The sequence below is a fragment of the Microbacterium meiriae genome (assembly GCF_040685015.1).
GTDB lineage: Bacteria > Actinomycetota > Actinomycetes > Actinomycetales > Microbacteriaceae > Microbacterium > Microbacterium meiriae.
Map to the genome: position 1 here is coordinate 768,247 of NZ_JBFBHD010000001.1, position 20,814 is coordinate 789,060.

Annotated in this window: 16 protein-coding genes; 6 read left to right on the forward strand and 10 right to left on the reverse strand. The window is 70.3% G+C overall.

The annotated features are described in order from the left end of the window. The first annotated feature begins 71 nt into the window (after nucleotides 1–71). The 4 genes from AB0N68_RS03865 (at nucleotide 72) to AB0N68_RS03880 (ending at nucleotide 3,848) form a co-directional block, all read left to right on the forward strand. A complete protein-coding gene (locus tag AB0N68_RS03865) occupies nucleotides 72–263 on the forward strand; it encodes a DUF3073 domain-containing protein (RefSeq protein ID WP_025104705.1) in 192 nt (63 codons plus the stop codon). Nucleotides 264–553: 290 nt separating this feature from the next. Further along, nucleotides 554–1,867, forward strand: a complete 1,314-nt coding sequence (locus AB0N68_RS03870; protein WP_292798121.1) for an ABC transporter substrate-binding protein — start codon at nucleotides 554–556, stop codon at nucleotides 1,865–1,867. Nucleotides 1,868–1,956: 89 nt separating this feature from the next. Then, nucleotides 1,957–2,931, forward strand: a complete 975-nt coding sequence (locus AB0N68_RS03875; RefSeq protein WP_259952879.1) for a carbohydrate ABC transporter permease — start codon at nucleotides 1,957–1,959, stop codon at nucleotides 2,929–2,931. Next, nucleotides 2,928–3,848, forward strand: a complete 921-nt coding sequence (locus tag AB0N68_RS03880) for a carbohydrate ABC transporter permease (protein WP_187663106.1) — start codon at nucleotides 2,928–2,930, stop codon at nucleotides 3,846–3,848. Before AB0N68_RS03875 ends, AB0N68_RS03880 begins: the two co-directional genes overlap by 4 nt. A 229-nt stretch (nucleotides 3,849–4,077) precedes the next feature. On the opposite strand, the gene AB0N68_RS03885 is transcribed toward AB0N68_RS03880, so the two are convergent. From AB0N68_RS03885 to AB0N68_RS03895, 3 genes are all read right to left on the reverse strand, one after another. Further along, entirely contained in the window at nucleotides 4,078–4,239 is a 162-nt protein-coding gene (locus AB0N68_RS03885) for a FitA-like ribbon-helix-helix domain-containing protein (protein WP_280565130.1), read from the reverse strand. Between the two features lie 155 nt (nucleotides 4,240–4,394). Next, nucleotides 4,395–9,578 carry an endo-alpha-N-acetylgalactosaminidase family protein gene (locus AB0N68_RS03890; RefSeq protein WP_313366662.1) on the reverse strand — a complete coding sequence of 1,728 codons (5,184 nt, stop codon included), beginning with the start codon at nucleotides 9,576–9,578 and terminating at the stop codon, nucleotides 4,395–4,397. A 185-nt stretch (nucleotides 9,579–9,763) separates the two neighbouring features. Continuing rightward, nucleotides 9,764–11,581, reverse strand: coding sequence for a glycoside hydrolase family 35 protein (locus AB0N68_RS03895; RefSeq protein ID WP_292796950.1), 1,818 nt, complete (start codon nucleotides 11,579–11,581; stop codon nucleotides 9,764–9,766). 93 nt (nucleotides 11,582–11,674) lie between these two features. On the opposite strand from AB0N68_RS03895, the gene AB0N68_RS03900 reads away from it, so the two are divergent. Next, nucleotides 11,675–12,721 (forward strand): LacI family DNA-binding transcriptional regulator, encoded by a 1,047-nt coding sequence (locus AB0N68_RS03900; protein WP_280565139.1) that lies wholly within the window; start codon nucleotides 11,675–11,677, stop codon nucleotides 12,719–12,721. Here AB0N68_RS03900 and AB0N68_RS03905 read toward each other — a convergent pair. From AB0N68_RS03905 to purM, 4 genes are all read right to left on the reverse strand, one after another. Next, nucleotides 12,699–13,004 carry a hypothetical protein gene (locus AB0N68_RS03905; protein ID WP_363332151.1) on the reverse strand — a complete coding sequence of 102 codons (306 nt, stop codon included), beginning with the start codon at nucleotides 13,002–13,004 and terminating at the stop codon, nucleotides 12,699–12,701. The genes AB0N68_RS03900 and AB0N68_RS03905 overlap by 23 nt on opposite strands. Nucleotides 13,005–13,150: 146 nt before the next feature. After that, complete coding sequence (locus tag AB0N68_RS03910; protein WP_187663102.1) at nucleotides 13,151–14,473, reverse strand: MFS transporter; 1,323 nt, start codon at nucleotides 14,471–14,473, stop codon at nucleotides 13,151–13,153. After that, on the reverse strand, nucleotides 14,473–15,945 hold the full coding sequence (purF, locus tag AB0N68_RS03915) for an amidophosphoribosyltransferase (RefSeq protein ID WP_259952892.1): 1,473 nt from the start codon (nucleotides 15,943–15,945) through the stop codon (nucleotides 14,473–14,475). Before purF ends, AB0N68_RS03910 begins: the two co-directional genes overlap by 1 nt. Before the next feature lie 6 nt (nucleotides 15,946–15,951). Then, nucleotides 15,952–17,064 (reverse strand): phosphoribosylformylglycinamidine cyclo-ligase, encoded by a 1,113-nt coding sequence (purM, locus tag AB0N68_RS03920; RefSeq protein WP_187663100.1) that lies wholly within the window; start codon nucleotides 17,062–17,064, stop codon nucleotides 15,952–15,954. A gap of 235 nt (nucleotides 17,065–17,299) precedes the next feature. On the opposite strand from purM, the gene AB0N68_RS03925 reads away from it, so the two are divergent. Then, a complete protein-coding gene (locus tag AB0N68_RS03925; protein WP_292796946.1) occupies nucleotides 17,300–18,802 on the forward strand; it encodes a DUF5979 domain-containing protein in 1,503 nt (500 codons plus the stop codon). Nucleotides 18,803–18,874: 72 nt separating this feature from the next. Here AB0N68_RS03925 and AB0N68_RS03930 read toward each other — a convergent pair whose 3' ends face one another. From AB0N68_RS03930 to AB0N68_RS03940, 3 genes are read right to left on the reverse strand one after another with little or no spacing between them, the layout of a single operon-like run. Then, the gene (locus AB0N68_RS03930) at nucleotides 18,875–19,441 is read right to left on the reverse strand and encodes a DUF3618 domain-containing protein (RefSeq protein ID WP_187663098.1); all 567 of its coding nucleotides are present in this window, start codon (nucleotides 19,439–19,441) and stop codon (nucleotides 18,875–18,877) included. Next, the gene (locus AB0N68_RS03935) at nucleotides 19,438–19,860 is read right to left on the reverse strand and encodes a phage holin family protein (protein WP_187663097.1); all 423 of its coding nucleotides are present in this window, start codon (nucleotides 19,858–19,860) and stop codon (nucleotides 19,438–19,440) included. Before AB0N68_RS03935 ends, AB0N68_RS03930 begins: the two co-directional genes overlap by 4 nt. After that, nucleotides 19,857–20,735, reverse strand: coding sequence for a hypothetical protein (locus tag AB0N68_RS03940; RefSeq protein ID WP_187663096.1), 879 nt, complete (start codon nucleotides 20,733–20,735; stop codon nucleotides 19,857–19,859). The genes AB0N68_RS03935 and AB0N68_RS03940 overlap by 4 nt, the downstream gene beginning before the upstream one ends. Between the last annotated feature and the right edge of the window lie 79 nt (nucleotides 20,736–20,814).

A 20,814-nucleotide genomic window follows, 5' to 3' on the forward strand; every position in this document is an offset into this window, starting at 1 on the left:
CCTCGAGCCGGTGTCGTGAATGACTCGGGCGCCTGTCTGCCCGCAGCTTAACTCGTGAGGGGGTCTCAGGCATGGGCCGTGGCCGTCAGAAGGCGAAGCACACAAAGATCGCCCGCGAACTCAAGGCGTACAGTCCGTCGGTGAACTACTCGGCGCTGGAGCGCGAGCTCGCGCACTCGAGCGACTCCGACGAAGACGCCTACGTCGACAAGTGGGCCGACGAGTACGCGGACGAAGACGAAGACGAACTAGAGAAGGCCTAGCCCCTCGGTTCGAAACACCCGCACGGCTCGTGCGGGTGTTTCGTCGTTCCCGGGCGGCGATGCGACGCCCCGGTCGCTCGTCCCGACCGAGCGGCCTGCCGCCGGAACGAGGAGGCCCTCGCGATGTCAGCGCTCCCTCAAGGGCAGGATAATCCGACGCAATTCCGCCGATCCGCGTCTTGTGAGCGCAAACATTTTCTGATTTGATGTGCATGTGATCGACGGCGCACCCTCGCCGCGTCCCGGCTTCGGGCGATCCGCAGGAACATGACCTCAAAGAGGAGAACAGCATGGCACCCACCTCACGCACCCCCCGCGTCGCCGCGGTCGTCGCCCTCGGCGCGGTGTCGGCGTTCGGACTCGCGGCCTGCGCCCCGGCCGCCTCCGGGGGCGGGGACGCCGGCGGAGAGCCCGTCACCATCGAGTACATGCACCGCCTCCCCGACGGCGAGGGCATGACCACGGTCGCCGAGATCGTCGACCGTTGGAACGAGGAGCACCCCGACATCCAGGTCAAGGCCACGAAGTTCGACGGCAAGGCCAGCGACATGATCCTCAAGCTCGAGACCGACATCAAGGCCGGGAACGGTCCGTGCCTCGCGCAGACCGGATACTCCGAGGTGCCGCAGCTCTACGTGAAGGGTCTGCTGGAGGACGTCGCCGCGGAGGCCGAGAAGTACGAGGACCACTACTCGGCCGGAGCGTTCAGCGGCATGCGGGTCGGCGACGCCATCGTGGGCCTCCCGCAGGACACCGGACCCCTCGTCTACTTCTACAACACCGCCGAGTTCGAGGCGCTCGGCCTCGACGCCCCGGCGACGCTCGACGACCTGACCGCCGCCTCCGCCACGGCCGCCGCCGCCGGCAAGTTCGTCACGGCGTTCACACCGGACGAGGCGCAGAACTGGCTCTCCGGACAGGCTGCCGCCGCCGGTGACACCTGGTTCTCCACGGAGGGCGAGGAGTGGAAGGTGGATGCCGAGGGTGCGGGCTCCGAGCGGGTCGCCGCCTTCTGGCAGGGCCTGCTCGACGGCAAGCAGACACTCGCGACCGAGCGCTGGAGTGAAGGGTTCACGGCGGCGCTGAACAACGGCAGCCTCATCGGCCACGTCGGCGCGGCCTGGGAGGCCGGCTTCCTCCTCGACTCCCTGGACGGCACTCCGGCCGAGGGGCAGTGGCGCGTCGCCCAGCTCCCCGACTTCGGCGCCGGGGCGATGAGCGGCCCCGACGGCGGGTCCGGCGTCTCGGTCATGAAGGGCTGCGAGAACCCCGCGGCCGCCATGGAGTTCAATGACTGGTTCAACACGCAGGTCGACGACCTCGCTTCCCAGGGCCTCGTCGTCGCCGCGAAGGGCGAGGTGGAGACCCCGGAGAAGATGCTGCGTCAGTTCGGCGGCCAGGACGTGCTGGCCGAACTCGGCACGGCCACCGAGAACCTCAACCCCGACTTCCCGTACGCCCCCGGATTCTCCACCCTGGCGAACATGAACGAGACGGCCGCCGCGGCTGCCGCCGGCACCGCCACGGTCGCGGACATCTTCACGACGGCGCAGGACACGGCCGTGGCGTCGCTGAAGGACCTCGGCCTCCCGGTCGCGGAATGACCGGACCGGACGGCATCATCGGATGAACGACGGCGGAGTGCACGGGCGATCGTGCACTCCGCCGTCGTCGTGAGAGCGAGAGGCACATCATGGCCACAGTGACCGAGACGAGGGCAGCGGCGCCGCTCCCTCCCGCGCGCCGTCCCGTCGCCCCGTCGACCCGTCGATCGCGGATCCGAAGAGAGGGGCTGACCGGGTGGCTGTTCATGGCGCCGTTCGCGCTGCTGTTCGCCGTCGTCTTCCTCATCCCCATCATCGTGTCGGTCCGGTCGGCGTTCTTCGCGCAGGTGCCCGCCGGCGGCGGCCTGTACGGCGGGGGCGAGCTCGTCGACACCTTCGTCGGCCTCGACAACTTCGCGGCGGCGGCGACCGACGGCGCCTTCTGGGCCGGCATGGGACGGGTCGTGCTCTACGCGGCGTTCCAGATCCCGGTGATGATCATCGCGGCCCTCGCCCTGGCCCTGCTGCTGGACTCGTTCATCGTGCGCCGCCCCGCCCTGTTCCGCCTCGCCTTCTTCCTCCCGTACGCGGTCCCCGGCATCATCGCGGCGATGATGTGGCTCTACCTCTACACGCCCGAGGTGTCGCCCTTCCTGCCGTATCTGCCGGAGGGGACCGACCTCATGTCGCCGCAGACGATCCTCTTCTCGATGGCGAACATGACGACGTGGACCTACACGGGCTACAACATGCTCATCTTCCTCAGCGCCCTGCAGGCCATCCCCCGCGACCTCTATGAGGCCGCCCGTCTGGACGGTGCGACGGGCTTCCAGATCGCGACCCGCATCAAGGTGCCGCTCGTGCGCGGTGCCGCGCTGCTGGCGGTGCTGCTGTCGATCATCGGCACGATCCAGCTGTTCAACGAGCCGGTCATCCTGGAGGCCGCGAATTCCTGGATGGGCAAGGACTTCACGCCGATGATGCTCACCTACAACACGATGATGGGCGAGCTGTCGCCGTCGGGCAGCGGTCCGGCGTCGGCGTACTCGCTGCTCATGGCCGGGATCGCGGGCGTGCTCGCGATCGTGTACGCACTGCTCCAGCGGCGGAAGGGCGACGCATGACCACCACACGACTCGTCACCGTGACCCCGCCGACGAAGCGGCGCTCTCGTAGGCCGCAGGCGGCGGACGCCCCTCCTCCGTCCATCGCCCCGGGACCCGCGGCCCGCACGTTCGGCATCATCGCCCTCGTCGTCGCGACGCTGTACTTCCTCGTGCCGGTGTTCTGGCTCGTGGTGGCCTCGACGAAGAACAACACCGACCTCACCTCGACGTTCGGATTCTGGTTCGCCGAGCCGAACCTCGCCGCCAACTACGACAGCCTCATGGGCTGGACCCAGGGGCTGTTCTGGCGCTGGGTCGGCAACTCCCTGTTCTACTCGCTCAGCGCCGGGATCATCGGCACGCTGTTCGCCGTGATGGCCGGCTACGCGATCGCCAAGTTCGCCTTCCCCGGGAAGAAGCTCGCGGTCGGCATCATCATGGCGGGACTTCTGCTGCCCGTCGCCCTGCTCACGGTGCCGCTGTACATCGAGTTCCAGGCGCTCGGCCTCACGAACACCGTGTGGGCGATCATCATCCCCTCGGCGGTCTCGCCGTTCGGCGTCTTCCTCGGCATGGTCTACGCGCAGTCGTCGGTGCCGACGGAGCTGCTGGAGGCCGCCCGCATCGACGGCGCCGGTGAGGCCCGGATCTTCTTCACGATCGTGCTGCGGCTGCTCGGCCCCGCGATGGTGACGATCTTCCTGTTCATCTTCGTGGCCACGTGGAACAACTTCCTCCTCCCGCTCATGATGATCTCCAGCCCCGACCTCAAGCCGGTCACGCTCGGCCTCTACGGCATGATGAGCTACTTCTCCCCCGACAAGGGCGCCGTCATGCTCGGGGCGCTGCTCGGCGTGATCCCGCTCATCGCCCTGTTCTTCACGCTGCAGAAGTACTGGCGCTCCGGTCTCGCCGCCGGCGCCGTCAAGGGCTAGGCACCTCGACCGCGCACAGACCGGAGGCCGCCCGCGCGAGCCTCCGGTCGTGCGTGAGGAGGGGGCAGCAGGAACTCGTCCTCCAACCGCGCCTGCAAGACTCGGGTCGACATTCCGGTGCAGACCAGGTCGACGACGATCGCGGTGTCGACGACGATCACCGCCCGGCGCACCCCTCGTGCACCGCGGCGACGATGCTCTTCGGGGTGAGCGCGGCCACCTCCGACTCCTACGCTCGTCCACTCAGGAACTCCGACAGCGTCGGGCGGGCGGCGATGCGGGCGAGCTCCGCCGAGAGGTACTGCTGCAGCGACTGTCCTCGCTCCTGCGCTCGCGCGGTGAGCACGGAATGCACGCCGGGGTCGAGATCGCGGATGAGTACGTTCGGCATGTGCGGCTCCTTTCGTGGCTACCCCTCGAGTATCGGGGACCGGAGGCACGCTCTCCGGCCTCGGAACCGCAACCCGTGGAGAACCGGCAAACTCCCCGCCGCGTGCAGAAGAGGCCCGGGGCGAACCCCGGGCCTCTCGTGTGCAGCAGAGGGACTCAGCCGCGTCGCCGTCGCCAGAGCCCCGCGCCGAGGGCGCTCAGGGCGAGCGCACCGACGGCGACCGCCAGCCACGTCATCCCCTCCGCACCCGTCGTGGCCAGCGCCCCGCCACCGGCCGTCGCCGCGGCGGTGACCGCGAGATCCGCACGAGCGAGCTCGGCGCCCTCGGCGTCCGTCGCCACGAGCGCATGGGCGCCCGCGGGTGTGGCCGCCGGGATGGTGACGGTCGCGACCGCACTGCCGTCGGCGGCGATCGTCACCTCGCCCACCCTGACCGGTTCCGAGTGGAGCCAGAGCTGCACGACGGACTCGGGGTCGAAGCCGCGGAGCTGCACGCGGAGGGAGTCTCCGGCCGCCGCGGTGCCGACCGACGGGGTGAGGACCGGCACCTTCGCCGGCTTCGCCTTCTTGACCTTGAGCGCCGCACCGGCCACCTCCGCGCCGGAGGCGTCCTTGACGAGGAAGCGGTGCTTCCCGACCGTCGCATCCGCGGGGATGAGGACCCGGGTGGTCAGCGCACCGTGCGCATCGACCGTCGCGTCCGCGAGCCGCACGCCGTCCAGCCAGAACGAGACGGCGGCGTCGGGCGCGAAGCCCGAGAGCACGGCCTCGACCGTCTCCCCTGCCCGCACGGAATCCGCGCCGAGCGTCAACGCAGGATCGGTCTCCGGAGCGCAGGCCCCGAGGTCGTCCTCGGGTCGCGCCTCCGGTGCGTGCCCGGCCTGCGGGGCGGTGGTGCCGTACACCGCCATCTCCGCCACGGCCGCGAACGGCGTGCCCGAGATCGACGAGGTCGCCGTCACCCGAACGTATCGCGCGGTCGTCGCCGCGAAGTCGACGTCCTGCCACTCCGCGACGTTCTTCCACTCCCCCGCGGCCACGTCGGTGAAGGTCTGCCCGTCGGTGGAGACCGCGACCTGGAAGCCCTTGATGGGGCCGTTCTGGTTCGCGCCGCGACGCAGATAGGAGATGCCGTCGACCGTCTCCGCGGAACCGAGGTCGAACGTCAGCACGTGCGGATACGCGGCGGCGTCAGTGCTCCAGCGGCTGTGCCAGAACGTCCCGGCGTTGCCGTCGAGCATGTTCGCCGCCGTGCCGTCCTCACCCGCGGTCTCCTCGGAGCTCGCGGTCGCGGTGATCTGCGCGTTCGGGATGCGGGCGCGGGACGCGACAGCGGCCTCCTGCGCGGTCTGCACGGTCCGCACGTCGCAGTCGACGAGGTAGGTGGCGGCGATGCCGATGCTCACCGGCGAGCCCGCGGCCGACGCCGGTGCCGTCAGCAGCCAGTCCGTCGTCACGCTCTCGCCGGGGGCGACCTTCGTGAACAGGTTCGAGGAGCCGTCCGCGACCTCGACGGTGTAGCCCTCCGGGAGGTCGAGCTGCACGCCGACGTTCTCCGCCAGGATGTCCTCGCTGTTGGTGAAGGTCGTGGTGAAGGGTGTCTGCGCCCCGGGGCTCAGGGTCACGGCCTCGCCGGCGACGGTGGCGCACGGGGTGCCTCCGTCCGTCGGGCCGAGGTCCGTCACCGTGAAGTCGTCGAGGACGAAGTCGACGTCGGGCCCGCCGACGCGCTCCAGACCGACCCAGGTGTAGTCGCCGCAGCCCACGATCACGTCCTCGCGGAACGCGGTGGTCTCCAGCGCCTGCACGACAGGGGTGCGACGCAGGGTCGTCGAGGAGATCTCCCCGTCGATCACGGCGTCCGTACCGGTCAGCCAGCGGTACGCTCCGCTCGCTCCGGCCTGGTAGTCGAACCCGATGCGATAGGTGTGCCCGGCCTGCAGCGGGACGAGCGTGGGGTCGGTCCGGTAGACGACGCCGGAGTTCTCGGAGTGCGACATCAGCGAGTGCTCACCGGTGAGGGTGGAGTCCACCGCGAGGCCCGCGGTGGCTCCGGTGTCGAACGGCTTGGCCGTGTTGCGCCAGTCGCTGCTCGTGTACGGGTCGTGCCGACGCGAGATGCTCGTACGCGGGTCGTCGATGCCGTTGGCGTCACCCTTCACGAACGGGCCCCACCCGGGCTGGTTGCCCTCGAAGTCGTTCGAGTACACGGTGCCCGCGGCGGTCGGCGCCGTCGTGTCCGCCATCACCCTGGCGTTGTCGACTCGCACCGCCGCGTCACCGGCGACCGCCGAGACCGAGACGATCACTTCGCCGGAGGCCGGGGCGAGGAACGACACCGATCCGCGCTGGTAGTACTGCCCGGCCTTGGAGTCGGCGCGCATGTAGTTGTATGTCGGCGAGAGGTTCCAGGTGCGGCTGACGACGCCGGCGCCGGTGTCGACCGCGACGCTCACGTCGCGCGTGGCCGTCGGATCGATCTGCACCTGCGCGGAGAACGCGTAGCGCTTCCCGGGGGTGAGGCCGGTGACGGTCTGCGAGATCGCGGACGCGGATGAGCCGAACACCGCGATGTTGTCGCCCCGTGAGGCGTTCTTCGCCGCGCCGAGGTCCGTGCGCTCGATGGTCACGTCGCCCCGCGGGTTCCAGCCGTCCAGCGACCCCGAGTTGAACCCGGGATCGGCCAGGCCCGCGTCGCGGTACTCGATCGCCGCCCGCTGCGCCCCACCCTGGGGCACGACGACGTAAGCCGCCCCCTTCTCGCCGGAGAGCGTCAGCTTCCCGTCGACCGCGGTGACGGTGTCCACCTTCTCGCGCCCCTGGTCGCCGAGTGCGAACACGTCGAAGGTCGTGTTGCCGCGGAAGGCATCCGTGAGCCCGAATGTCTTCTCACCGCCGGAGGCCGTGAAGAAGTACATCTTGTCCGCGTCGACGGGCGAACCCGACTCGGCGCTCGACTCCAGTGACTGCCACGGCAGCAGGTAGGAGTCGCCCCGCAGGACGGTCGCGCCGTCCATCGTGATGACGCGGGTACCACCGTCGATCCGGACCGTCACGTCGTCGGTGAAGGTCGCCTCGGCCCCCGCCGCGTACGTCTGCAGGTCGAAGTGCTGCAGGAACTTCGTCGGCAGGCTCTGCGACCAGATGTTGCCGATGAAGCCGTCCCAGTTGCGGTTGCCCACCCAGCCCTCGGCATCGACGAGACGCTGCTGGCCCAGCAGGGCGTCGTCGTTCCAGACGTCCGCCTGCGCGTTCTGGATGAACCGCACCATGGTGGAGTTGATGCCCTTGTTGTCCTTGCCGCCGTAGGCGAGGTCGTTCGGCCAGTGCGACCAGACCGTGCTGTCGACGAACTTGTCGCCCCACTCGGTCGCGACCTCGAGGTCCATGGCGTTCAGCTCGTCCGCGAGCTCCTCGGCCACCCAGCCGTTGGAGTAGTACACGTCGATGTAGACGCCGCTGAGCCCCGGCACCTCGTCCCGCAGCTGCTGGAAGCGGTCGAGCACGCGTCCGGTGCCGAGATCGGTCTGCTGATCGATGTAGTACGACTGGTCGAGCCAGTTCCAGCCGGGCTTGTACGGCGGTGTGCCGTCGAGGATCGCCGCGTCGAACGCGTCCGCCTGCGGATAGATCTCGGTGGCGTTGACGTGCACGCTCATGTCGGCGTTGAGCTTCGCCCCCTCGTCGACGAGACGGTTGAGGTCGGCGAGGCCGCCCGCGCGCTCGTTGTAGTTCCCGCCGTAGTCGGTGTTCGCGGAGTCGTGTCCTTCGCTGCCGAAGCCCTTGTTGAGCACCCACTGTCCGAGGCCGTCGGTCTGGTTCGCGATGCGCTTGGTGTTGTCGAGCACGAGGTCGAAGTAGTTCGTGGCGCTCGAGGCGAAGTTGAACGGGATGCGGCTGATCACGCGGTCGGCGACCCGGTCGGCACCGAGGCGCGGGGCGTCGACCTCCCGGTAGCGGATCGCGGCGTCCTGCCAGTCCACGGTCTCGTCGCCGTTGCGGTCGGCGGTGAGGAGCACCGTGACCTTCGGCAAGGCATAGGTCGTCACCCGGCTGTCGACGGCGGTGGTCGGATGGATGAGCCAGGTGTTCGAGCCGATCTCGGCAGTCCGGCCGTCGGCCGCGGTCACCCGCGTCGTGAGCCGGGTGTTCCACGAGGCGGTGCCCCCGGAGGCCTGCGTCGTCGCGTTCGTGATCACGCTGCCGGCGAGGGTCCCGTCGCCGAGGAAGGCGAAGGCCGCGCCCTTCGTCCCGGTGGCGGTCGCGGGCCCCACAGCGATGTGCTCATCGGCGTTCGTCGTGCTGTTCGGGCTGATCACGGTGCGGTCGAGGACGGCGCCGTCCGCGGCCGTCGCGGAGAGGAAGGCGTTGTCGGGGAGCGCCAGGGTGTTCACCGCAGCGGAGCCGTCGACTCCGGTCACGGCGAACTCGACCGTGCCATTCGCCGCGACGCGGATGCTGCTGCGCACCGTGACGTCGATGCCGGTCAGGGCCGAGACGTAGTCGACGCCGGTCGCCGTCGCCGTGGACGTGGTGGTCGACGCATAGGCGGTGCCGTTGACCGCCCAGGTGCGCGGGGAGCCCTTCTGGCCGCCGAGGCGCTCATCGCCCACGCGGTAGCCGAGGATCTGCGGGAACGCGGAGGAGACGGTGGCCGTGGTGCCGCCCGCGGCGATCTCGACGGTGTCCCCGGGCTCCGGCTGCTCCGGCGTCTCCGGCTCGGTCACGATCGGTGGGAGCTCCTCGTCGGAGAGCACCTGGATCTCGCCGGCGCCGCCGCCTGTGGTGCCCTGCGCGTCGATGATGAGGAGGGCGACGTACCGGCCGTCCTTCGCGGTCTCCAGCGTGATGCGCTGCTTCTCGTCGTTCGCGGTGGGCGCGTGCAGCGTCGCGGCCGCGGCGGCGGCGCCCCATCCCCCGTCGGCGGGCGAGGTGCGCGCGGCGTCGGCGTCATCCGTGACGTACACCTCGACGGTCTTCGCCGCGACGCTCTGCCCGCGCTTGACCGAATAGTCCAGCGCCTTCACCGAGAGGGGCCGCTGCAGATCGAGGGCGATCCAGTGCGGGAAGGGGGCATTGGCCGAGTACCGCGACGTCCACTGGGTCGAGTAGTCGCCGTCGAAGGCGCCGAGAGCCGTGCCGTCGAGCGAAGGCGGCGCCGGATACGGATCGGCTTCGCTGGACACCGCGTGCAGCCGGTAGTCCGCGTGCGGGACGGGGACGAGATCGGCGGCCTGCGCCGCGGTCGCAGGGAGGAGCGCTCCGCCGAGCGCGAGAGCCGTCGCCAGCAGGGAACTGACGGCGACGGCGGTGCGCGGCGGTCGGGAAGGTGTCGACACGTCTTGCCTCTCGAACGGTGCGACGGCCGGAGGAAGGGACGCCCCGGTGCGTCGCAGATGGATCATCGATCGAAACCGATGTTTGCGCTATCACCGTAGAGCGAGCTTGTGGCTTAAGACAAGAGTCAAACGTCAAGTATGCGCAAACATTGGCCGAAGGTCACCACCCGAGGCCCGAGTGCGGCTCAGGAGCCGATGAACTCCTCGGTCTCCCCGAAGGACGACGCCTCCCGGATCTCCACCGTCGCACCGAGGCCGTCGGTGTCGAGCACCACGATCTCGTTGCGCCCGGTACGCCACAACGGCGCGGGGGCGTAGAGCGTCTCCTGCGGGCCCACGCTCCAGTAGCGTCCGAGCAGGAATCCGTTCAGCCACACCAGGCCCTTGCCGCCACCGGGGAAGGCGAGCCACGCGTCCAGGGGTTCGGCGACGTCCAGCGCGGCGACGGCGAGGCCGTCCACCCCGCCCACGGCAGCGGCGTCCACCGCCGGTGCCGTCTGCGGCAGGAGGCGATGCGTCCAGCCGTTCACGAGACGGCGGCCGATCATCACGCCGCGCATGATGCCCTTGCCCTCGCCGGTGTACGGCCCGTAGTTGATGCGCCCGAGGCTCTCGACGACGAGCGCCAGCCGACCGGAACCGCCGTCCACCGGGAGAGCGAGGGACGTCTCGCCGTCCCGCTCGAGCACACCGAGGCGGCGGTCGTCGAGGAAGACGACCGCACGATCGTGCAGGCCGTCGACGGTCAGTGTCGCCTCGTCCGGGAACGACACGTCGGCCTCGTAGGCCACGAGGCCGTCCTCCGCTCCGAGCTGCTCGAAGGTCAGCGGGCGCGGCGAGAGCCCGCCCGCGGCAGGGGTCGCCCGGACCACGTCGAGCAGGCTCGCTCGCCGCTCCAGAGGCGCGGAGGTCGCGGACTGCCGCCGCGGCTGGTCGGGCACGGGCGGCAGTCCGTCGGCGTGGAAGGGGGCGAAGAGCGCGCGAAGCGCATGGAACTTCTCCCCGAGCGTGCCGTCCTCGCCGATCGGGGCATCGGAGTCGTAGCTGGTCACCGTGGGCTGCAGCACGAGGTCGTGGTTCGCACCGTTCCACAGGCCGAAGTTGGTGCCCCCGTGCGCCATGTAGAGGCTGACCGAGCCACCCTCGTCGAGGAGCTCCCGGATCGTCCCGCCCATGCTCTCCGCCGAACGCACGTGGTGCCGCTCGCCCCAGTGGTCGAACCAGCCGCCCCAGAGCTCGCTGCACATGAGCGCCTCCCCGTGCCGACGCAGGGAGGCCGCCACCGGCACCCCGGTGCCGAACGTGAACGTCGTCATCGCACCCGGCACGCTCCCGTGCGCGATCATGTCCGGAGTGATCCCGTCCGCGGTCGTCAGCATCTCCACCATGCCCCGTCGCCGGAGCCCGTCACGCAGGTGGGCGAGGTAGGCGGCGTCGCTGCCGAACGATCCATACTCGTTCTCGATCTGGATCGCCACGATCGGCCCGCCGTAGGCCGCCTGCAGGGGCACGAGCCGCGGGAGCAGCGCGTCGTACCAGGCGTCGACGGCGGCGAGGAACGCGGGATCGCTCGTCCGCAGCGCCGAGACCCTGCCGGTGAGCCAGAAGGGCAGCCCACCGTTGGACCACTCCGCGCAGATGTAGGGGCTCGGTCGGAGGAAGACGTCGAGGCCGACCTCGCCGGCCAGCCGCACGAAGCGCTCGACGTCGCGCCAGCCGTCGAAGCGGATGTCCCCCTCGACCCGCTCGTGGAAGTTCCAGGCGACGTAGGTGTCGACCGTGTTCGCGCCCATCGCGGCGAGCCGACGCAGGCGGTCCTCCCACTGGTCGGGGTGGACGCGGAAGTAGTGGATCGAGCCCGACAGGATGCGGTGGGGCACACCGTCGCGGAGGATCTCCCCCTCGCGCCAGGACAGGGCGGGAGCGCCGGAGGCAGCGGCGTCTGCCGGCGCGGCGACGGCGGTGGTCGAGCCGTCGGAAGCCGCGGCGAGAAGGTCGGACATTGCACTCCCAGCTGAATTGTTTGCGTTCACATTATCGCATCGCCGAGGTCCGTGCTCCCTGGTTTTCCGCCGATGGATCGCTACCATTGGGGCATGTCCCCTCGCCGCCCGAAAGACGACCGCGCGCCCAGCCAGGTCGACGTCGCCCGCCTCGCCGGCGTCTCCACGCAGACCGTCTCGCGCGTCATGTCCGGGCAGGACAACGTCCGCCCCGACACCGCGCGACGGGTGCTGGCCGCCGTCGAGGAACTCGGTTACCGGGTGCACGCCGCAGCCGCGTCGCTCGCATCGGGACGCACGCGCGTGCTCGGCGTGATCGTCGTCTCGACGGACCGCTACTCCTCCGCCGCGCTCGGCGTCGGCATCCAACAGGCCGCGGCGGCGAACGGCTACACCGTGACCACCGCCGCGGTGGCAGACCACGCCTCGGACGACGCCTTCCTCGAGGCCTTCGACCGCCTGGAGCGGCAGGGTGCGGAGGGCATCATCCTCGGCGTGCCCATCGCCCTGGACACCCCGGCGATGCGGGCGCGCACCGAACGGACGCCCGCCACCCGCAGCGAGCGCACCTCCCTGGAGGAGGACGCCCCGCTCGCGGTCGACCAGCGCGCGATCGCCCGGCTCGCCGTGGAGCACCTCCTCGACCTCGGCCACGAGACCGTGTGGCACGTCTCGGGCGACGACTACTGGACGGAGACGCAGCAGCGCAGCGAGGCCTGGGAGCAGACGCTCCGCGAGCGCGGCATCGTCCCGCCGCCGGTGATCCCGGCGGACTGGACCCCGGAGTCCGGGTACCGGGCCGGGCGCACCATCGCCGCGATCCCTGAGGCGACCGCGGTCTTCGTCAGCAGCGACGAGATGGCGTTCGGCCTCATCCGCGCCCTGCACGAGGCCGGGCGCAGCGTGCCGGAGGACATCTCCGTCGTGAGCGTCGACGACATCGCCCTCGCCGCCTACGCCTCCCCCGCCCTGACCACCGTCCGTCAGCCGTTCGAGGCCATGGGCCGCGCCGCCGCGCTGCGGCTCATCACCCAGATCGAGGGCCACGACCCGGTCGGCGAGATGCCCTCCACCGACCCGCAGCTCATCGTGCGCTCCTCGACCGCGCCGCCTCGCGTCACGACGCGAGAAAGCTCATAGCCCCTGCGGCAACGATGAGCATCGGTGCCAGAGTACCTGCGAGTCGGTCGGCACGTGTCCGCGGCCGAGCGATCAGCGTCACCAACAGCACGCCGAGCCATGCACTCCACAAGACAGAGAGACCCACGACGACGACGACCTCGTTTGTCGGTTTTGCCGGTCCGAGATAGTAGTACGTTGCGAACGCGATGTAAGCCAGTGCGAGCACGAGCATCGCCCATCTCCGCACCCTCGCTGGCGCGACTCCCACATCTTCACGCGTTGAGAGAACCGATTGCGTCATGAGTCCTCCGTCGTCACTAACGACTGACATTTCACATGTCACCATACAGCGCAGAGGAACGCCAGGCTGCCCGCTTTTCGGAGGACAGCGCATCCGATCGTACTGGCGCAGCCGCGCCGCACCGACGAGCGCTCTGACCGCGATCGTCACCAGCGACCGTGGCGGCGCTCCCACTCGTCCTCGATCGTGCGGCGGCGACCCGCGATGATCCCCGCAGGCACCGAGACGACCAGCACCCCCGCCACCACGAGAAGCGGCACCTGCCACCCGCCGCTGGTGTCGTGGAGAAGGCCGACGAGGAGCGGGAACACGGCCGCGATGGCATAGCCGATGCTCTGCACGAAGCCGCTGAGGGCGACGGCGCTCTCCGGCGTACGGGCACGGATGCTCAGGAGCACGAGGCTCAGCGGGAACATGATCGCGGTGAGCCCGAAGATCGCGACCCACAGCGGCAGCGCGACGGTCGGGAAGAGCAGCAGGCCGGCGAGCCCGACGAGGCCGGCGACCACGGCAACGAAGAACAGCGGGCGGGTCGCCTGGAACCGCACGACGAGCACCGGCACGAGCATGGAGCAGGGCAGCCCGACGAGCGCGAACAGCGAGAGCAGGAAGCCGGCGGTCGCCGGGGTCACGCCGCCGAGGTCCACGAGGATGGTCGGCAGCCAGGCGAAGGCGACGTAGGCCATGGTCGACGACGTGCCGAACACGAGGGCGAGCGCCCACGCCAGCGGCAGCCGCCAGAGCCGGCCGAAGACACGGGGACTCGCCGACTGTGTCGTGATCGGCCCCGTCGAGGCGGCGACCGCGTCGCGCACATCGTCCACGCCGTCGGTGGGGTCAGGGACCAGGAGCTCCGTCGGCACCGGGCGATCGTCACCGCGGGAGCGCACCAGCAGCGTGACCCACGGCACGAGGGCGAGTGCGGCCACCACGCCCCACATACCCAGCGAGATCCGCCACCCGAGCGAGTCGGCGACGGGGACGGCGACCAGCGGCGGCAGGAAGGTCGAGACCGCGAGCGTCGTGGAGTACGCCGTCATCATGACGCCGAGCCGGTCGGCGAAGTACTTCTTGACCAGCGGCGGCAGCAGGACGTTGCCCGACCCCACGCCGGCGAACACGACCGCGGTCGCCGCGAGCAGACTCCAGGAGTCGGGGGCGAGGCCGCGCAGCAGCATGCCCGCCGCCATCAGCACGATCGCCGCGACCGCCATCCGCTCCAGCCCGAACCGGCGCTCGAACAGCGGGGTCAGCAGCCCGAACAGCGCGAAGCACACGGGCGGAGCGGCGCCGATCAACCCCACGATCACGGGGGCCACCGGGAAGTCCTCGGCGACGTGGTCCAGGACCGGAGAGAGCGAGGCGACGGCCGACCGCAGCGAGAACGCGACCAGCACGATCCCGATCAACGCGAGGGCGCGCCCCTGCCAGAGGGGTCGGCCCTGCGGCGAGCTCAGGGACCCGGACATCAAGAGGTCTGCGACCCCTCCACCCAGGCGAGGTACTCGTCGGTGACGGTGCCGGTGACGTAGCGGCCGTCGAAGCAGCTCATGTCGAGGTCCTCCAGCGCGGAGCCCTCGGTGATCGCGGCCTTCAGGTCGTCGACCTCCTGGTACACGAGGTGGTCGCAGCCCAGCTCCTCCGCGATCTCCGGGATCGTGCGGCCATGGGCGATGAGCTCGTGCCGCGACGGCATGTTGATGCCGTACACGTGCGGGTGCCGGACCGGCGGGGCGGCGGAGGCGAACGTCACCGAGGCGGCTCCGGCATCCCGGGCCATCTGGATGATCTCCTTCGAGGTGGTGCCGCGCACGATGGAGTCGTCGATCAGGAGCACGTTCTTGCCCTGGAACTCCGTCGACATGGCGTTGAGCTTCTGGCGGACGCTCTTCTTGCGCACCGCCTGCCCCGGCATGATGAAGGTGCGGCCGACGTAGCGGTTCTTGTAGAAGCCCTCGCGGTACTCGATGCCGAGCTTGCGGGCGACCTCCATGGCCGCGGGACGGGACGAGTCGGGGATCGGCATGACCACGTCGATCTTGTCCATCGGCACGTGCTTCGCGATCGTGTCGGCGAGCTTGTCGCCCATCCGCAGGCGCGACTCGTACACCGAGATGCCGTTCATGACCGAGTCCGGACGGGCGAGGTAGACGTACTCGAACGCACAGGGTGCGAGCGTCGCGGCGGTGGCGCACTGCTGGGAGAACAGCTCGCCGTCGTTCGTGATGAAGACGGCCTCTCCGGGCTCGACCTCGCGCACGACCTCGTAGTCGCCGTTCTCGAGCACGAGCGACTCGCTCGCCACGACCCACTCGTCCTTGCCCTCCGCGCCGACGACGGTCGAAGGACGACGCCCCAGGATCAGCGGACGGATGCCGAACGGATCCCGGAACGCGAGCAGGCCGTAGTTGGCGATCACGGCGATCACGGCGTACGCGCCCTCGATGCGGTCATGCGTGCGGGCGACGGCCTCGAAGATCCGGTCGGGGTCGAGGTCGACCGTGGAGGTCGTGGCCTGCAGCTCACCGGCGAGCACGTTGAGCAGCAGCTCGGTGTCGCTGGACGAGTTCAGGTGCCGACGGTCGCGCTGTGCCATGTCGGCGGCGAGTTCGCGCGTGTTCGTGAGGTTGCCGTTGTGGATGAGGATGATGCCGTAGGGCGCGTTCACGTAGAACGGCTGCATCTCCTCTTCGCTGGACGCGGTGCCCTTGGTGGCGTAGCGGACGTGGCCGAGGCCGACGTTGCCCAGCAGCCCGCGCATGTCACGGGTGCGGAACGCCTCGCGCACCATCCCCTGAGCCTTGGCGTTGTGCATGACGCCGTTCGCCTCGGCGGTCGCGATGCCCGTCGCGTCCTGCCCGCGATGCTGCAGCAGCAGGAGGGCGTCGTAGATGTCCTGATTGACCGGGGCAGAGCCCACCATTCCGACGATGCCGCACATGGGCTCTTACTTCGCTCCGTCCGCGTAGGCGCCGACGAGGCGCACCGCTCCACCATCGACGCCCTTGGCGCCCTGTTCGAATTCGCCGGCAGGGCGCGGGCCGAAGCCCACCGTGCCGACCTGCCAGGAGGGCATGCCCTCGGCGTTCAGCGCCGCGATTGCAGCGTCCTTCTTGTCCGCCGCCACCACGGCGAGGAATCCGATGCCGAGGTTCCAGGTGCCCTCGGCGGACTCGAGCGTGGAACCGGCGATGTCGCTCAGCACACGGAAGACCGGGCTCGGCGACCACGTGCTGCGGTCGACCTCGACCCAGCTTCCCTGCGGCAGCACGCGGGCGAGGTTGGCGGCGATACCCCCGCCGGTGACGTGGCTCAGGGCGTGGACTCCGCCGGAGGCCTCGATCAGGCGCAGCAGCGGAAGCGTGTAGAGCCGGGTCGGCTCGAGGAGGGCCTCGCCCCAGGTCGAGCCGAAGTCCGCGGCGTTGTCACCGTAGGAGATCCCGGCGCGGGTGATGATGTGACGCACGAGAGAGTAGCCGTTGGAGTGCAGGCCGCTGGAGGCGACCGCGATGACCGCATCGCCGTCCTGCACGCGCTCGGCGCCGAGGATGGCGTCGGCCTCGACCACGCCCGTCGCCGCCCCGGCGACGTCGTAGTCGCGCGGACCGAGGAGGCCGGGATGCTCCGCCGTCTCACCTCCGACGAGGGCGGTGCCCGTCGCCGCGCACGCCTCCGCGATGCCGCGCACGATGTCCGCGATCCGCTCGGGGACGACCTTGCCACAGGCGATGTAGTCGGTCATGAAGAGCGGCTTCGCGCCCACCACCACGATGTCGTCGACGACCATGCCGACGAGGTCCTGGCCGATCGTGTCGTGCTTGTCGATGGCCTGCGCGATGGCGACCTTCGTGCCGACGCCGTCGGTGCTGGTCGCGAGCAGCGGACGACGGAAGTCCCGCAGCGCGCTGGCGTCGAACAGGCCGGCGAATCCGCCGACACCGCCGAGCACCTCGGGGCCGTGCGTGGCACGGACGGAGGACTTCATCAGTTCGACGGCGAGGTCACCCGCCGCGGTGTCGACGCCGGCTTCGGAATAGGGGTTGGTGGGGGAGGCAGCCACTCGAACAGCCTACCGCCCGCGGCCGACCACTCGGCTCGCCGCCTCCTTCCCGGTTCACCCGCCGCGATCTGCACATATCAGTCCTCATATGTGGCGTAATCATCTGCGCATGTGAGAGTCTATCGCCGAAGCAGGCGGGTCCGGTGTCCGGGGTTCCCGGAAAGAACAGGAGAGGTGGACAGTGCGCGCGCAGAAGAGGAGAACGCAGCGACGACAGGGGAGGAGCGTTGTCGGCGTGAGCAGTGCCATCGCCCTCCTTGCGCTGGTCGGGCTCGCCGTGCCGCCGGCGGCGCACGCCGCGGAGTGGGACGCCATCACCTCGGCGACGGTGGTGGAGCCGACAGGTGAGGTGCACCTGTACGACACCCTCCGCCTCGAGGCCACGTGGGCCGTCCCCGACAGCGCGCAGCCCGGAGACACTTTCTCGCTCAGCTTTCCGACGACGCCCCGCTTCGTCGGTGTCACCTCGTCCTTCCCGCTGCGAGCCCCGGACGGCGCCACCGTCGGCACGTGCACCGTCGCGGCGACCGCCATCACGTGCACGCTGAGCGACTACGTCCTCACGCACGACAACGTCCGCGGCACCCTGTTCTTCCAGATGAAGGCGGAGGAGACCACGGAAGACGACACCGTGACCTTCACCACCGGGGACGGAGGCCCGATCACCGTGGAGATCCCCGGTGGCGGCGTCGGTCCGCAGCGCTCCGAGCCGGCCCCGACGGACGCGACCAAGTCGGGCGTGCAGACCGCCGACGGGACGATCGAGTGGTACATCTGGGTGCCGGGACGCCTGCTCAGCGGCGAGCGCCCGACCCTCACCGACATCGCGACCCCGGGGCTGAGCCTGCTGCCGAGCACCGTGGCGATCGGTTCGGTCGCCGTGGACGCCTGGAACGGCGGCCTGTTCGATGCCGCAGACTTCCGCACCCTCACAGCCGGGTCGGACTATGTCTTCACCCCGGACACCGACAGCTCCTCGTTCACAGTGGTCTTCGCCGCGCCGGCGGAGCCTGACCGCCTCTATCGCGTCTCGTACCAGACGCGCCTGCCCGCAGACGCGCACACCGGACAGGTGTTCAGCAACACCGTCTCCGGGTCGAGTTTCACGACCACCACGGCGTCCGTCACCGCGAGCCTGGCCGGAGGCGACGGCGAAGGCGACGGTCTCGGCGGCTTCTCGGTCGCGAAGCGGATCACGGGCGCGGCCGCACCCCTCGTCCCGGCCGGCGCGACGTTCGCCGTCGACTACTCGTACCCCGGAGCGGACGGCCCCGTCACCGGTACCCTCACGCTGCCCGTGGACGGCACCGACCGAAGCATCGGGCGGATTCCCGTCGGCACGGTCGTGACGCTGTCAGAGCACACCGCGGATGCCGTCCCCGGCGTCGTGTGGGGAACTCCGCAGTTCCGCGGCGACGGCGTGACCGCGACGGACGAAGGAGCACAGCTCACGATCGGCGCAGGGTCGGTCGTGGCTGTCGAGCTGACCAACCCGGCCACGCTCTCCCCGCCGTCCCCGAGCACGCCGCCGACCACGACGGAACCGCCGTCACCCTCGACGCCGCCGGCACCGCCCTCGCCGCCGACCACGGGCCTCGCGGCCACCGGCGGCGACCCCGGCGGTCTGATCGGACTCGCCACCGGGGCGGTGCTGGCTCTCGCAGCGGGGATCCTGATCAGCCGTCGGTCCGCCAGCCACGCGGACTCCGCACCCGGAAGCATCGGCATCGAGAACTGACGCTCGCCCGCGACGCGAAGGGCCCGGTCCGACGGATCGGACCGGGCCCTCGTGCAACGGGGTTCCGTGCGGTCAGCTCTGGCCTGCGACGTTGTCGCGAGCGTCCTGAGCGCTGCCCTTCACCTCGTCGACGGCGTGGGTCGCGTCGTCACGGACGTGGGCTGCGGCGCCGGCGGCCTCATCCTTGACGGCGGCGAAGGCCTCCTGCGCCGGCTCCTTGAGGTCCTGTCCGATCGTCTTGGCGACGTCGGTCGCCTCATCGACGAGAGGCTGGGCCTTCTCCTTGATGTCCTCGGCCAGTTCCTTCTCCTTCGAGGAGGCGGGGATGACGGCGGCCACGACGAGGCCGGCGGCGAAGGCCATGAGGCCCACCGCCAGCGGATTCCCCTGCGCCTTGGCGACGGTGTGCCGCCCGGCATCGGCGACCGAGGAGGAGGCGTCCCCCAGCCGGTCCCCGGCGTCATCGGCGGCGCCCATGACCCGGTCGACGGCCGAGCGCACCGCGCCCTTCATCTTCTGCGTCTGCCGGTGCACGACCTTCGAGGGGGTGACCTTGTCGGCGAGAGCGTCGACGTCCCTGCCGAACTCCGCTCGGGTCCGCTCGATGTCTGCGCGGATCGCGTCGGGTGAATCGCTCATTTGTTCTCCTCATTCCTCTTCACCGCATCAGGGATGCGCTTGAGGGTGTCCACGGTGCGCGGAGCCCCTTCGATGCTCTTCAACTGCTTGCGTCCCATCACGAACAGGACGAGGGCGATCACCGCCCAGATGACGGCGACGATCACGGCCGACCAGCCGAGACCGGTGACATAGGCGCCGAGGGCCCACCAGAGGGCCACCGACAGGAAGAACACGGCCATGAGCGCGCCGTATCCGGCCCCGCCGAGCATGCCCGCCCCCCGGCCGGCGCGTGTGGCCGATTGCTTGAGCTCGGCCTTCGCCAACTCCAGCTCCTGCCGCATCAGGGTCGACAGATCAGTGGTGACCTCGCTGAGCAGATCGCCGAGAGATGTGGTCTCGGCCTTCTGCTCCGAAGGTGTGGGGATGGGGTCGGTCATGGTCGTCCCTCTTCATCGGAGCCGCGGGTGGCGGCATCCGTCCGGTCGTAGAGCGGAGTGTCCCCGTCATCCACCGTCTCGCCGTGCGGTGTGACGCCCCACGGCGCGGTGCCGGCGTCGATACCGCTCATCCCGTCCGGCGCTCCGGGGACCGTGCCATCGGTCGGCAACGGCGGCTGACCGAGGGTGGTGTTCTCGGCGACTCCCGCGCCTCCGGCGACACCGGCCGCGCCCGCACCACCGGGAACCGCCCCGGGCGTGGTCGCCGCGGGGACGACGGGACGCGGCGGAACGGCGGCTGCCGTCGCCCCTGCGGCCGACGAAGAGCCGGACCCGGCGGGACCCGACCCCGAGGAGGCCGACTCGGCAGCGCCCTCGGAGAGCGCTCTGGTCAGCCGCCCGGCGACGAGACCGGCGAGTGCCGCCACGGCGATGAACGTGCCGGGCTTCGCCCGTGCGTACGACTTCACCTCCGTGAGCAGCGAACCGGGGTCGCGGTCGCCGATCCAGCCCGCGATGCCCTGGATCCGGGTGGACGCCTGGCGCACGAGGTCGGCGGCGACACCGCCGTCCGAGCGCTCGGCCATCGTGCCGAGCTCCCCGCCCACGGACCGGAGCCCGTCCGCGACACGGCGCTGCTGCACCGCCGCCTGCTCCGACAGCTCGGTCTTCGTCTGGTGGTACAGGTCGCGAACCTGGTCCTTGGCCTCATGGGCGACGGCACCGGCCTCGGCCTTCGCGGTCTCGACGACGCCCGCCGCCTGACTCTTCGCCTCGTCGGCGACGCCTGCGGCCTCGTGCGCGGCGGTCCGGACGGTGCCCGGAGACTCGGTCGTACCGCTGCCCGCGGCACCTTCTGCATTGCTCTGCGACATCGTTCTTCCTCTCGACTCCCGCCGACGGCCGCCGACGTGTCAGCAGGTCTACCCCTGGATCCGGCGATCACAGCGAGGG